General features: G+C 57.6%; 15 protein-coding genes and 1 tRNA gene. 7 read left to right on the top strand and 9 right to left on the bottom strand.

Annotated elements, in window-relative coordinates:
- The first annotated feature begins 186 nt into the window (after positions 1–186).
- From cysS to AC2FJZ_RS17000, 3 genes are read left to right on the top strand one after another with little or no spacing between them, the layout of a single operon-like run.
- A complete protein-coding gene (gene cysS / locus AC2FJZ_RS17010; protein ID WP_496779096.1) occupies positions 187–1,704 on the top strand; it encodes a cysteine--tRNA ligase in 1,518 nt (505 codons plus the stop codon).
- Positions 1,701–3,335, top strand: a complete 1,635-nt coding sequence (cimA, locus tag AC2FJZ_RS17005; protein WP_496779094.1) for a citramalate synthase — start codon at positions 1,701–1,703, stop codon at positions 3,333–3,335. Before cysS ends, cimA begins: the two co-directional genes overlap by 4 nt.
- Positions 3,332–4,114 carry a squalene/phytoene synthase family protein gene (locus AC2FJZ_RS17000; RefSeq protein WP_496779093.1) on the top strand — a complete coding sequence of 261 codons (783 nt, stop codon included), beginning with the start codon at positions 3,332–3,334 and terminating at the stop codon, positions 4,112–4,114. Before cimA ends, AC2FJZ_RS17000 begins: the two co-directional genes overlap by 4 nt.
- On the opposite strand, the gene AC2FJZ_RS16995 is transcribed toward AC2FJZ_RS17000, so the two are convergent.
- Entirely contained in the window at positions 4,115–5,341 is a 1,227-nt protein-coding gene (locus AC2FJZ_RS16995) for an MFS transporter (protein WP_496779091.1), read from the bottom strand.
- Positions 5,342–5,438: 97 nt separating this feature from the next.
- On the opposite strand from AC2FJZ_RS16995, the gene AC2FJZ_RS16990 reads away from it, so the two are divergent.
- Both AC2FJZ_RS16990 and AC2FJZ_RS16985 read left to right on the top strand, forming a co-directional pair.
- Positions 5,439–6,071 carry a DNA-3-methyladenine glycosylase family protein gene (locus AC2FJZ_RS16990; RefSeq protein WP_496669982.1) on the top strand — a complete coding sequence of 211 codons (633 nt, stop codon included), beginning with the start codon at positions 5,439–5,441 and terminating at the stop codon, positions 6,069–6,071.
- The gene (locus tag AC2FJZ_RS16985) at positions 6,068–6,733 is read left to right on the top strand and encodes an alpha/beta hydrolase (protein WP_171183335.1); all 666 of its coding nucleotides are present in this window, start codon (positions 6,068–6,070) and stop codon (positions 6,731–6,733) included. The genes AC2FJZ_RS16990 and AC2FJZ_RS16985 overlap by 4 nt, the downstream gene beginning before the upstream one ends.
- A 45-nt stretch (positions 6,734–6,778) precedes the next feature.
- On the opposite strand, the gene AC2FJZ_RS16980 is transcribed toward AC2FJZ_RS16985, so the two are convergent.
- Both AC2FJZ_RS16980 and AC2FJZ_RS16975 read right to left on the bottom strand, forming a co-directional pair.
- On the bottom strand, positions 6,779–7,204 hold the full coding sequence (locus AC2FJZ_RS16980) for a VOC family protein (protein WP_496669783.1): 426 nt from the start codon (positions 7,202–7,204) through the stop codon (positions 6,779–6,781).
- Positions 7,205–7,236: 32 nt separating this feature from the next.
- A complete protein-coding gene (locus AC2FJZ_RS16975; RefSeq protein ID WP_496779089.1) occupies positions 7,237–7,842 on the bottom strand; it encodes an rRNA large subunit pseudouridine synthase E in 606 nt (201 codons plus the stop codon).
- 213 nt (positions 7,843–8,055) lie between these two features.
- Here AC2FJZ_RS16975 and AC2FJZ_RS16970 point away from each other — a divergent pair, with 213 nt between their 5' ends.
- Complete coding sequence (locus AC2FJZ_RS16970; protein ID WP_050602369.1) at positions 8,056–8,643, top strand: HNH endonuclease; 588 nt, start codon at positions 8,056–8,058, stop codon at positions 8,641–8,643.
- Here AC2FJZ_RS16970 and AC2FJZ_RS16965 read toward each other — a convergent pair.
- Together AC2FJZ_RS16965 and AC2FJZ_RS16960 are read right to left on the bottom strand one after the other, a co-directional pair.
- Complete coding sequence (locus AC2FJZ_RS16965) at positions 8,640–9,107, bottom strand: disulfide bond formation protein B (RefSeq protein ID WP_496669787.1); 468 nt, start codon at positions 9,105–9,107, stop codon at positions 8,640–8,642. The genes AC2FJZ_RS16970 and AC2FJZ_RS16965 overlap by 4 nt on opposite strands.
- Positions 9,104–9,682: a YqaA family protein gene (locus AC2FJZ_RS16960; RefSeq protein ID WP_496669789.1), complete on the bottom strand. Its 579-nt coding sequence runs from the start codon at positions 9,680–9,682 to the stop codon at positions 9,104–9,106. Before AC2FJZ_RS16960 ends, AC2FJZ_RS16965 begins: the two co-directional genes overlap by 4 nt.
- Before the next feature lie 145 nt (positions 9,683–9,827).
- Between AC2FJZ_RS16960 and AC2FJZ_RS16955 the strand changes: the two genes are divergently transcribed.
- Positions 9,828–9,913: transfer RNA gene (locus AC2FJZ_RS16955), tRNA-Leu, on the top strand.
- 301 nt (positions 9,914–10,214) lie between these two features.
- On the opposite strand, the gene AC2FJZ_RS16950 is transcribed toward AC2FJZ_RS16955, so the two are convergent.
- The 4 genes from AC2FJZ_RS16950 to fumC are packed head-to-tail and all read right to left on the bottom strand — an operon-like array spanning position 10,215 to position 12,512.
- A complete protein-coding gene (locus AC2FJZ_RS16950) occupies positions 10,215–10,436 on the bottom strand; it encodes a ribbon-helix-helix domain-containing protein (RefSeq protein ID WP_050602372.1) in 222 nt (73 codons plus the stop codon).
- Positions 10,433–10,609, bottom strand: coding sequence for a DUF4169 family protein (locus AC2FJZ_RS16945; RefSeq protein ID WP_050602373.1), 177 nt, complete (start codon positions 10,607–10,609; stop codon positions 10,433–10,435). The genes AC2FJZ_RS16950 and AC2FJZ_RS16945 overlap by 4 nt, the downstream gene beginning before the upstream one ends.
- Entirely contained in the window at positions 10,606–11,124 is a 519-nt protein-coding gene (aroQ, locus tag AC2FJZ_RS16940; protein WP_496779087.1) for a gamma subclass chorismate mutase AroQ, read from the bottom strand. Before aroQ ends, AC2FJZ_RS16945 begins: the two co-directional genes overlap by 4 nt.
- A complete protein-coding gene (gene fumC / locus AC2FJZ_RS16935; protein ID WP_496779085.1) occupies positions 11,121–12,512 on the bottom strand; it encodes a class II fumarate hydratase in 1,392 nt (463 codons plus the stop codon). The genes aroQ and fumC overlap by 4 nt, the downstream gene beginning before the upstream one ends.
- Positions 12,513–12,708 lie beyond the last annotated feature (196 nt).

Here is a 12,708-nt window from a genome sequence, read left to right as displayed (position 1 = left end):
TCAATACTTGGCTTAAAGATGAACCCGTGCTAACCGAGGGGTATGAACCCGGTGACCTGCATCATTATCTGCTGCATTACCTGCTGATTTATCAAGCGGGCCGGTTTCTTTCGTTTTCATCCCTGAGACAAGTTGCTAAGCCCGCGCCAACGCGCAAGCACATGCTGTTTCTGAGGAGCCCGACCGATGACGACGATCAAGCTGCACAACACGCGGACGCGGACGAAGCAAGACTTCGTACCGATCGACCCTGATAACGTGCGGATGTATGTCTGTGGTCCGACGGTCTATGACCGCGCGCATCTGGGCAACGCCCGTCCGGTGGTTGTTTTTGACGTGCTCTATCGTCTGCTGCGGCACGTTTATGGCGCAGAGCACGTGACCTACGTGCGCAACTTCACCGACGTGGACGACAAGATCAACGCCACGGCGCTGGCGCGCAAAAAGGCTGGGGCAGAGGGCACGCTGGAGCAACTGGTGCAGGAACGGTCGGATGAGACCATCGGCTGGTACCTTCATGATATGGGCGCTTTGGGCACGTTAGAGCCGAACGAGATGCCGCGCGCGACCCAGTTTATCGCTCAGATGATTGAAATGATCGAAGACTTGATCGCCAAGGGCCATGCCTATGCCGCCGAAGGCCATGTTCTGTTCGCGGTTGACAGCTGGAAAGAAAGCTACGGCAAGCTGTCGGGCCGGTCGGTCGATGACATGATCGCGGGCGCGCGGGTCGAGGTGGCGCCCTACAAGAAGAACCCGATGGATTTCGTGTTGTGGAAGCCTTCAACCGATGAATTGCCGGGCTGGGACAGCCCATGGGGGCGGGGACGTCCGGGGTGGCACATCGAATGCTCGGCCATGGCCTATGAACTGTTGGGCGAGAGCTTTGATATTCACGGCGGTGGCAACGACCTGATGTTCCCGCACCACGAGAACGAGATCGCCCAAAGCAAATGCGCTCACCCGCATGGTGAGTTCGCGCGGTACTGGCTGCACAACGAGATGCTACAGGTCGAAGGCAAGAAGATGTCCAAATCGCTGGGCAATTTTTTCACCGTGCATGATCTGTTGGAGCAGGGTGTTCCGGGTGAGGGTGTGCCGGGTGAGGTGATCCGGTTTGTGTTCCTGCAAACCCACTACCGTAAGCCGATGGACTGGACTTCAGAAAAGGCTAACGAAGCAAAAGAAACGCTTAGAAAGTGGGCTCAAGTGGCTGTCGATCCGGGCAATACTCCTGTTGACGAGGCTTTGGAATTCGACCTTGCGGATGACTTGAATACATGGGCGGCAATAGATCGATTGCATGAACTGTTTCACGAAGACCAACGCGAAGTGTTGACAGCGTCGGCTAGGTTGTTGGGTTTGGATCTTCTAAGAATCTCTCAATTACCTTGGGCCAAACCATTCTCAATTGAGGGTACTGATGGTTCTTACTTATTGGAAGGTGAAGACTATGAACCCACGGTGGGCGTGATCGGCTGGGGTGATGTTTCACAGGATGTATCTGAAGCAGCTCTTGCCTTAGTCCGAAAATGGCTAAGATATCGCCGTGAGAAAAACTGGGAACTAGCAGATGAACTAAAGTCTGCTGCGATGATTTCCGGGATCGAGCTACGTGCGACGCGTTCATCGAATGGCGTAAACGGTGGCATCGCCAGCTTGAAGGGTAATCCGTCAGCCTCTGATTTGGAGGCATTCTTGTGACCAAAGAACGCCTCTACCTCTACGACACGACCCTGCGCGATGGGCAGCAGACGCAAGGCGTGCAGTTCTCGACCGCCGAGAAAGTGCAGATCGCGCAGGCGTTGGATGCCTTGGGGGTGGACTACATCGAAGGCGGTTGGCCCGGAGCGAACCCGACTGACAGCGCGTTTTTCGAGGCTGCGCCAAAGACCTCGGCCCGTCTGACGGCCTTTGGCATGACCAAGCGGGCGGGGCGCTCGGCCGAGAATGACGATGTGCTGGCGGCGGTGATGAATGCGGGCACGCAGGCCGTCTGTCTGGTTGGCAAATCGCACGATTATCACGTCACTCAAGCGTTAGGTATCTCGCTTGAGGAGAACACCGAAAACGTCCGCGCTTCGGTTGCGCATATCGTGGCACAGGGTCGCGAGGCGCTGTTTGATGCGGAACACTTCTTTGACGGATACAAGGACAACCCGGAATACGCGACCGAAGTTTGCCGTGCGGCGCTGGATGCCGGAGCGCGATGGGTTGTGCTATGTGATACCAACGGTGGTGCCTTGCCGTCCGAGGTCGGGCGGATCGTGTCCGAAGTCATCGCAGCTGGTTTACCCGGTGATCGGCTGGGCATTCACACACATAACGACACCGAGAACGCAGTTGCCTGTTCACTGGCAGCGGTCGAGGCTGGTGCGCGTCAGATTCAGGGTACGCTGAATGGATTGGGCGAGCGTTGTGGCAATGCGAACCTGACTGCTTTGATCCCGACGCTGCTGCTGAAGGAACCCTATGCCTCGCAGTTTGAGACGGGTGTAAGTCTGGATGCTCTGGCGGGATTGACCCGTATCAGCCGGATGCTGGACGACGTTCTGAACCGCGTACCCAGCAAACAAGCGGCCTATGTCGGGGCGTCTGCCTTTGCGCATAAAGCGGGGCTGCACGCCAGCGCAATCCTCAAGGATCCTTCGACCTATGAGCATGTGGAGCCCGCAAGCGTCGGCAACACGCGCATTATTCCGATGTCGAACCAGGCGGGGCAGTCGAACCTGCGCAAACGTCTGACCGAAGCCGGGCTAAGCGTTGAGGCGGGTGACCCTGCACTCGGTCGCATCCTTGATCGGATCAAATTGCGTGAAGCGGATGGGTATTCCTATGACACCGCGCAAGCCAGTTTCGAACTGTTGGCGCGGGACGAACTTGGACAACTGCCCGAATTCTTCGAAGTCAAACGCTACAAGGTCACGGTTGAGCGGCGGAAGAACAAGTACAACAAGATGGTCAGCCTGTCCGAGGCCGTTGTTGTCGTGAAGGTGGATGGTGAGAAGAAGCTGTCCGTCAGCGAATCCATGGACGAATCCGGCAGTGACCGGGGGCCGGTGAATGCTCTGGCCAAAGCCTTAGCCAAGGACTTGGGGCAATATTCGCAAGTCCTGTCAGACATGCGACTGGTCGACTTCAAGGTGCGGATCACACAAGGCGGGACCGAGGCGGTCACGCGCGTCATCATCGACAGTGAGGACGGGCAGGGGCGGCGCTGGTCGACCGTTGGCGTCAGCGCGAACATAGTCGACGCATCGTTCGAGGCTCTGCTGGATGCGATTCAGTGGAAATTGGTACGCGATTGCGACCCGCAGAAGGCGGCGGCTGAGTGAGCGCGGTCTTTGACGACGACGTCAAAGCTTGTGCCGCGCTGGTGCAGCGGGCTGATCCTGATCGATTCCGCGCCGCAATGGCGGCCCCTGTAGCTGCCCGTGCCGTTCTGTTTCCGTTATACGCGCTGAATGTCGAAGTTGCGCGCGCGCCCTGGGTCACACAAGAGCCGATGATTGCCGAAATGCGGCTGCAATGGTGGCGCGACGCCTTACAGGAAATTGCTGAAGGCACCACTGTGCGACGGCATGAAGTGGTAACGCCTTTGTCCCGTGTACTCTCGCCACATCTGGCCGGTGTCTTGGATGAGTATGTGGCCGTAAGACGTTGGGATATATATCGGAATCCGTTTGAAGATCAGGAGCACTTTGACGCCTATATCAACCACAGCACGGGGTCTTTGTTTGTAGCCTCCGCTCAGGCGCTGGGTGTAGCGGACGAGGATGTGCTGCGCAAATTTGGTTATGCGGTTGGTGTCGCAAACTGGTTTCGCGCGATTCCCGAGTTGGAAAACAGGGGGCGGGTACCTTTGTTGGATGGCACTCCGGAGGGGGTGCGTGCCCTTGCACAATCCGCGCTGGAGCGGCTGAACAAGGCCAGAGCAAACCGGGCCGCGATCTCTGCCGAAGCCCGTCCTGCGCTTTCTGCCGGGTGGCTGGCGGACTGGGTGTTGAAACAAGCCGTTGCGCAACCTGAAAGCGTTGCCTCTGGCACGTTGATACCGGGCGAAATGCGGCAACGCCTGTCCCTGATGTGGACAGTCAGTAGCGGGCGTTGGTAATCAGGCCCGTTCCGGGTCGGCAGGCCGCAGCACCAACCATAGCAAAGCGCCACCCGCCAGTGTCAGCAGTGGGACCATGGCCAGGTTTACCGCCGTCCAACCTTCGACCGCGGATCCGCCCGAGCAGTTCATCAGACCGCCCGAGGCCAACGAGGCCAATGTGACACCGCCAAACACCAGAAGGTCGTTCAGGCCCTGCATCCGGCCACGCTCTTGCGGGTCATGCGAATCCGCCAGCATCGAGGTTGCGCCGATAAAGCCAAAGTTCCAACCAATGCCCAGAAGAACGAGGGCGAGAAAGAAGTTGCCAAGCTCAACCCCTTGCAGAGCAACAACCCCAGCGCTTGCCAAGATTGCGAGGCCCAGCGCCATGATCTTCTCAACACCAAACCGCGCGATCAGATGGCCGGTGAAGAAGCTGGGGATGTACATGGCCAGAACATGGCTTGTGACTACGTCCGCAGCATCATTGGCCGAGAACCCACAGCCGACAACGGCCAGCGGTGTCGAGGTCATCACAAGGTTCATCAATGCGTAAGACACCATCGCACAGATGATTGCCACGGCGATGCGCGGCGTCTTCAGCAATTCGAGCCTTGACCGTCCCTTGGGTTCGTCAGCCGCAGGTTTCGCAGGCGTCGGAATGTCGAGAATGAAGAACAGGGCCGAACCCAGAACGTTGATCCCGATCACGGCCAGATATGTGCCCAGAAATGGGATGACATAGGCTTCGGAAGTGAGTTTCACAATCTGAGGACCTATTATCGCCGCAGCCAAGCCACCGGCCATGACATAAGAAATGGCCTTCGGACGATAAGAGTCTGATGCTGTATCTGCCGCAGCAAACCGGTAGAATCCGTGTGCGCTCATGTAGATACCAGTCAGCAGGCTGCCGACAAGGAAGATCGGGAAAGAGCCAAGGAACAGGCCGTAAGCTCCGATTAGCCCACCCAACGCACCAGCGGTTGCACCAACAAGGAACCCCGCACGGCGACCCCAGCGCTGCATTATGGCTGAGATCGGTGTGGCCGCCAGCATTGATCCCAGAACAATCAGGGAAATGGGCAGCGTCGCCAGGCAAGGGTTCGAGGCCAGCGACTGACCTGCCAGCCCTCCGACAATGAACATCATGGGCATTTGTGCGCCCAGAATGGCCTGTGCGGCCACCAAAACGGCCACGTTGCGCTTGGCTTGACGGTCATCGGGAAGAGTGGAGGTCATGGTCATGGGCGAATGGTTATCGGCTAAGTCTTTGCGGCACAAGCGGCTTGCATCTGTGGCACATGCGCCTAACGTGCCCATGAACATCGAGCAGGGAGGCCGCATGTCCGTAGGCCGCATTATCGAAACGCCTGATTGCGTGGCCGAAGGGGCCGAATGGCTGGTCCAAACCTGCCCACGCATGGCTTTCGCTATCGAACAAACAGGCCCGCTGCCTCTGCGCCGTCGCCCGGATGGTTTCGCGCAACTGCTGAGCGCAATTGTCAGCCAGCAGGTCAGCGTGGCTTCGGCTCGTGCGATCTGGAAACGGTTGCAGGATGCTAAACTGACGGGTCCGCGCAAGATCAAGTGGGCCACAGATGACGATCTGCGCGCCGTGGGGTTGAGCCGTCAGAAGATCCGCTATGCACGGGCGCTGGCTGAGGCGCGCATTGATTACAAAGCGTTGCGCGATGCCCCGGATGCCGAGGTCGTATCCACTCTGACACAAGTTTCTGGGATCGGCGTTTGGACGGCCGAGATTTATGCAATGTTTTCCTTGGGTCGCGCGGACGTAATCGCGCCTGGCGATCTGGCGCTGCAAGAGGCCGCGCGCGTCCTCTATGACCTGCCCAAACGCCCCACAGACAAGGAGCTGCGCCAAATGGCCGAAGCGTGGTCGCCATGGCGCTCGGTTGCGGCGCGGGTGCTGTGGGCCTATTACCGGGTTGATAAACAAAGAGAAGGGATCAGATGACACGGGTTTTGAATGCGCTGAGGAAAGAGCCTGTTTCGGGTGACACGCGCTCGGTCGTGGTGTTCGTGCATGGCTATGGCGCAAACGGTGCTGACTTGCTGGGGTTGGCCGATCCGCTGGGCGAACATCTGCCCGACACGCTGTTTGTGGCCCCCGATGCGCCCGAACAGATTCCAGGCATGCCCAACGGGTTTCAGTGGTTCCCGATCCCTTGGATCGACGGCTCGTCCGAGGAAGAGGCGCGTCGAGGCATGGAAATGGCGGTCGAGGACTTTAACGCCTTTCTGGATGCCCTGATGGTGGACGAAGACGTGTTGCCCGAGCAGGTTGTTCTGTTCGGTTTCAGTCAGGGCACGATGATGAGCCTGCATGTTGCCCCGCGCCGCGAGGATCCAGTGGCCGGGATTGTCGCCTTTTCCGGCCGGTTGCTGGAACCCGATCTTCTGCCCGACGAAACCGTAAGCCGGATGCCGGTCCTGCTGGTGCATGGCGATGCTGACGACGTTGTGCCGCCGCAATCACTGCCCGAGGCTGCCGAAGCCTTGCAGGCCGCTGACTTCAAAGAGGTCTATGCGCATGTCATGAAAGGCACCGGGCACGGCATTGCACCAGACGGGCTAAGCGTTGCGCTGGCCTTCATGCGCGACAAGCTGAGTCTTTAGCCTTTGAGATCAGATCGGCGGAGCGCTCAGGCGTTCCGCACCAGATCAAGACCAAAGATGCGCCTCGGCGAACTCCACCGAGTTTCCGGCCGGATCGCGTACGTACAATGACCGTGCGCCGCCAGGCCAGTCAAATTCGGCATCGACGGGGATGTTCCAATCCAACAGGTGTTTGCGCATCACTGCGATTTCATCGCGTGACAACACAAGACACACATGTCCGGGGCCGCGGGCGCCATGGGGTGGAACGGGCATCTCCGGGTTGAGCGGAGGCTGTTCAGTCTGTTCTGGATTGAAGATCAGCAGAACTGATCCGCCGATGCGATAGAAAACGTGACGGTCGCCGATGCGCTGAATACGGTCCAAACCCAGAACCTCACCATAGAACTGTTCCGCGGCGTCCAGATCGTCTGCGTAGAGCGCCGCCTCCAGAATGGCCGAAGGGGCCGGAATGTCTGGCGTGAGTTTCATACCCCAAGCCTAACAGATTAGGGCGGGTTTTGTCACCGGCGTGGACGTCGGTCGCGTTTACGCTGTGGGGTTGAGTTCAGCGTCGGCATAGGCAGGCTGCCCCATTGGCCGGGCTCAAGATCATCCAAGGTCCAGTCCCCTATGCGATACCGGATCAGGCGCAGGGTCGGCAGACCCACCGCCGCCGTCATGCGCCGCACCTGCCGGTTCTTGCCCTCTCGGATGGTCAGTTCCAGCCAGCTGTCGGGAACGCTTTTTCGATCTCGGATAGGCGGGGTACGGGGCCAAAGCCCCTCGGGCTCATCAATCTGCCGGGCCTTTGCGGGCCGCGTTAGACCGTCCTTCATCTCAACCCCGTTCCGTAAGGCTTTTAAGGCTACCTCATCCGGGATGCCTTCAACCTGTACCCAATAGGTCTTGGCCATCTTGTGCTTGGGGTCTGATATCTGGGCCTGCAGTTTCCCGTGATCCGTCAGCAGCATCAAACCCTCGCTGTCACGATCCAGCCGGCCTGCGGGGTAAACGCCGGGCAAGTCGATAAAATCTGACAGCGTGCTACGCGGACTTTCGGCATTGGCGGGGTCCGTGAACTGCGGCAGCACGTCATAAGGTTTGTTGAAGCGAATGAACCAGGACATGACCCGCGCATAGCGCGAAGGACACGCCCGGTGCAAGCTGTGGATAACTGTCACAAGCCTGTAACAAATTCGGCTTACCCATTCAGCGACATATTGTGGAAACTCAGGGCTTGTCAGAGTTTTAACACGATATATAGTTAATATAAGGCCGGAGCGGGTGCTCTCCGCTTTGGTGTCACAAACGGGCAGTTGAGAGCGAGGAGCGATTCTGTGATGGACGGAGACTTCAGGACCGAATTTGTCAGAGAGCCGGGTGTGCTCAAACAACATCCGGCCTTGGTTTTGAATGCCGATTACCGCCCCTTGTCCTACTACCCGCTGTCCCTGTGGCCCTGGCAAGAAGCGATCAAAGCCGCGTGGCTGGACAGGGTCGACATCGTGGCCGAATATGACGAAGTTGTCCGAAGCCCGAGTACCGAGATCCGAATACCCTCGGTCGTTGTTTTGAAAGACTATGTAAAACCCAGAAAGCGCGTGGCCTTCACGCGCTTTAATTTATTTTTGCGGGATGAATTCCGCTGCCAGTACTGCGGCAGCCGCGATAACCTGACCTTTGATCATGTGGTGCCGCGGGCTGCAGGCGGCGTCACCAGCTGGCAGAACGTGGTGGCGGCATGCAGTCCATGTAACCTGCGCAAGGGGTCTAAGTCGCTGCGTCAGGCGGGGATGACATTGCGCAAACCACCACGTCAGCCTGATGCCGAGGCACTGCGCAATATCGGTCGGAAATTCCCGCCGAACCACCTGCACGAAAGCTGGATCGACTTCTTGTATTGGGATGCGGAGCTGGACGAGTTTTAAGCGCGCGCCCGCCAGGCCGCGATCCAGATCAGCATCAGCACGGCCGAGGCGATGGCATTCCAACCCGCCATCGATATGCCGAACATCTCCCACGGGATATCATCACAGCGCACCAATGGGGCATTCATGATCTGATCGAACAGATCGTCGCTACTCAGCCCGCTGATATCGCCCGAGGTACATGTGCTGGGGCCTTCCCACCAGCCTTGCTCGACACCGGCGTGAAACGCACCAATCGCCGAAGTTACACCCGCGGCAACGGCGCCCAGCAAAGGCAGGAAACTCAGCCTTGGCAATGCCAGCGCAACCCCGCCAATAGCGATCGCCACCGCATGCGGGTAGCGCTGCCAGATGCACATTTTGCACGGGGCAAGCCCGCCCAGATGCTGAAAGCCAAACGCGCCCAACAACAGGGCTGCTGAGCCAATCGTGGCCAGTGCCACAAGCCCGGATTTTCTTGTCATAAGTATTTAACCACCACGAACCCGCCAAACAGAAGGATGATGAACAGCGTGAACATAAGTCCCAGACGCTTTTCGATAAAGTCCCGGATCGGCTCTCCGAAGCGCCAAAGCAGACCCGCAACCAGAAAGAACCGCAGGGCGCGCGCCAGAATCGAAGTGGCGATAAAGGTGCCGAGCGGCATTCCGGTCCAGCCGGACATGATGGTGATAACTTTGTAAGGGAAGGGCGTCACGCCCGCAGCCAGAACAGCCCAGAACCCGAAATCGTTGAACCGGGTGTTGAACTCTTCCATCGCGTGCGCCTTGCCCATGGATTCCAGAATGGGCTGGCCGATGCTTTCATAGAAAAACGCACCAATCGCATAGCCCAGCATTCCGCCCAGAACCGAGGCCACCAACGCGACGGTCGCGATCAGCCAAGCACGTGATGGGCGCGCCAGAATCATCGGAATCATCAGCACATCTGGGGGAATCGGAAAGAACGAGCTTTCGATAAAGGCCACGACAGCAAGGGCCCACAGGGCATGAGGGTGTTCTGCTAGACGAATGGTCCAGTCATAAAGTGATCGTAACATAAAGAACTCAGATCCCGTTTTCGGCCGCAGAAAGCCAAAACACGCACCTGATGGACCGTCAACCGCCGATATTGAAACAAATGGAATATTGGATGTTTTTTGCCTCTGGACCTTCGCTTGGATGAGCGCTAATTCAGTGTCCGTGGCCCAAGTGGCGGAATGGTAGACGCAGGGGATTCAAAATCCCCCGCCTTCACGGGCGTGAGAGTTCGAGTCTCTCCTTGGGCACCACATTGTTCCCTCCGATTCTAGTTTGACGCTTGTGATCAGAGGGTTGCATGTGCCTATTGTTGCAAAATCCGGCAGGTCGTTTTCGAGTTTTTTCGGCGAAGTTGCAACGCGACGATCATATCCCCAAGCCGGTTTCGACGTCGAAGCTGAAGTCGCACCTTTGCCTCACACCTGTTTCGAATGGCACGGTGGTCTAGTTTAGCTTGGGAAACAATCAGGCGACTTTGAATGTTATTGACCACGCATCTTGCTTTTGAGCCTCTGTGACGGCGCAAATGAGGTGGATCGTAAAAACAGCGCTTCAGGTCTTGTTCTGATACCATTTCAGGATGAAGACGCGAATGGCCGAGGCCAAACCCGTTTCAGGATCACGTGCCACATCAATTTGTGCGGCCAAAACGTTGATTGGCATTTCTTTTTCAGCGGCAATTTGACGGAAAGCGCGCCAGAATTCATCCTCCAATGACACCGAAGTTCGGTGCCCCTTGAGGGTCAAAGAGCGTTTGACCGGACGGCCGCTCATTCGTCCAACTCATGATTGTCGAGGTCGCGCTTCTGCTTTTCCTGCTGCAGCTTGATGACCTCTTTCTCGGCCTTGGTTCGCCCAAAGGTTACGGCGTTGTGGTCTGCAAGGGCCTTTTTTTTGGCCCGAGCCTTTTCTTTGCGAAACCGATTCAGGTTGATGGGGGTGCTCATTGAAAAGTTCTTACCTGCGTCAGGGCATCGAACAGGGCTTTCTTAATGTCTTCGGACAAACAATCAACCTGAACCACAGCGTTAAAATCATCCCGGTCTGAGGCATGGACAGGTGTTTGGTCTTGCAGTGCAGCAATAATCTGGGCGCCAAGGTCCAATATGGCGGGGCGTACTTCCTGCGTTAAGTCACGATAGGTGGTTGGAGCATGATCAGAGGTCCACCGGGCGATCCAACAAGTTTGAATGTCTTTGGCAGCCGAGATCTGGGATTCGAAAAAAGCCTGGGTCGCCTTAGGATCCAAACCGGCCTTTGTTGCCGTTTCCAACGTACCGGCGATGACGATCTGTTCGCGGGCAAGATCTTCGACGGGCAGGTCGTTTGCGAATTTATACGCTGCCACGTCCCGCATCCATTCCAGCCTTGCATCAATAAGCCCAAATAGTTCCGCTTGGGCTGTTGTCGCCATGCCTGCCAGAGACAAGCACAGCGCTATTTGCGTCAATCGCGCCGTCATTTAGGCCCGATCATCTGCTCTGGGCGAACTACGGCGTCAAAGGTCGCCTCATCCACAAAGCCCAGCGCGACGGCCTCTTCCTTGAGGGTTGTGCCGTTCTTATGCGCCGTCTTGGCAACTTTCGTTGCGTTGTCATATCCGATGGTCGGGGCCAGAGCAGTGACCAGCATCAGAGATTCCTTCATCAGCTTGTCGATGCGCGGCTCGTTGGCCTTGATGCCCAGTAACATCCGCTCGGTAAAGCTGTCTGTAGCATCGCCCAGCAACTGGATTGACTGCAGCAGGTTGTAGGACATCATCGGGTTGTAGACGTTCAGTTCGAAATGACCCTGGCTGCCTGCAAAAGTCATCGCGGCGTTGTTGCCCATCACATGCGCGGCGACCTGTGTCAGCGCTTCGGCCTGAGTCGGGTTCACCTTGCCGGGCATGATCGACGAGCCGGGCTCGTTCTCGGGCAGGATCAGTTCACCCAGACCCGAACGCGGGCCGGAGCCCAGGAAACGAATGTCATTGGCGATCTTGTAGCAGCTACCGGCAATGGTCGCCAAAGCGCCGGACAGGAACACCATGGCATCATGGGCCGCCAGTGCCTCGAATTTATTCGGCGCGGTCACGAAGGGCAGGCCGGTGATATCGGCCATATGGCCGGCGACGGCCTCGCTCCAACCATGCTGCGTGTTCAGCCCAGTACCAACTGCAGTACCGCCTTGCGCCAGTTCGTAAATTCCCGGCATCGCCGCGTGAACGCGGGCGATTCCCTGACGAATCTGATGGGCATAACCGCTGAATTCCTGTCCCAGCGTCAAAGGCGTCGCGTCTTGGGTGTGGGTCCGGCCGATTTTGATGATGTCTTTGAATTCTTCGGCCTTCTGCTCGAGCCCCGAGGCTAGTTTTTCAAGCCCCGGAAGCAGCACGTCGCGCACACTCATGGCAGTGGCGATATGCATGGCGGTGGGGAAGGTGTCGTTTGAGGACTGACCCATGTTGCAGTGATCGTTCGGATGCACCGGGTCTTTTGAGCCAATCACACCACCCAGGATTTCGATGGCGCGGTTTGCGATAACCTCGTTCGAATTCATGTTCGACTGGGTGCCAGAGCCGGTCTGCCAGACGACCAGTGGGAAGTTGTCATCAAACTTTCCCTCGATCACTTCACCGGCGGCCTCGATGATCGCGTCGGCGATCTTGGCGTCCAGTTTGCCGGTGGCCTTGTTCTGTATTGCGCAGGCCTTTTTGATCACGCCCAGCGCGCGGACGATGGCGACGGGTTGCTTTTCCCAACCGATGGGGAAATTCATGATCGAACGCTGCGTCTGTGCGCCCCAATATTTGTCGGCAGGGACTTCTAGCGGTCCAAAGCTATCGGATTCGGTGCGGGTATGAGACATCTGTCACTCCGTCTGGTATGCGATTGTATGCCGTTTAGCCGCAGCAAAGCCGTGACGCAATCGGCCAGTTGCGCGCACCTTAAACTCAGGTGCTCCAAAGGTATAGGTACCGGGGTGCGTCACTTTAAATGAGAAAGAGATGGATTGTGCCATTGTGTGCAGGCCCCTCTGAGCTACAATAGGAGGGTCAACGCCG

This window comes from Ruegeria sp. CDSA079 (assembly GCF_059612245.1).
This window is presented reverse-complemented; position numbering and strand designations above follow the sequence as displayed.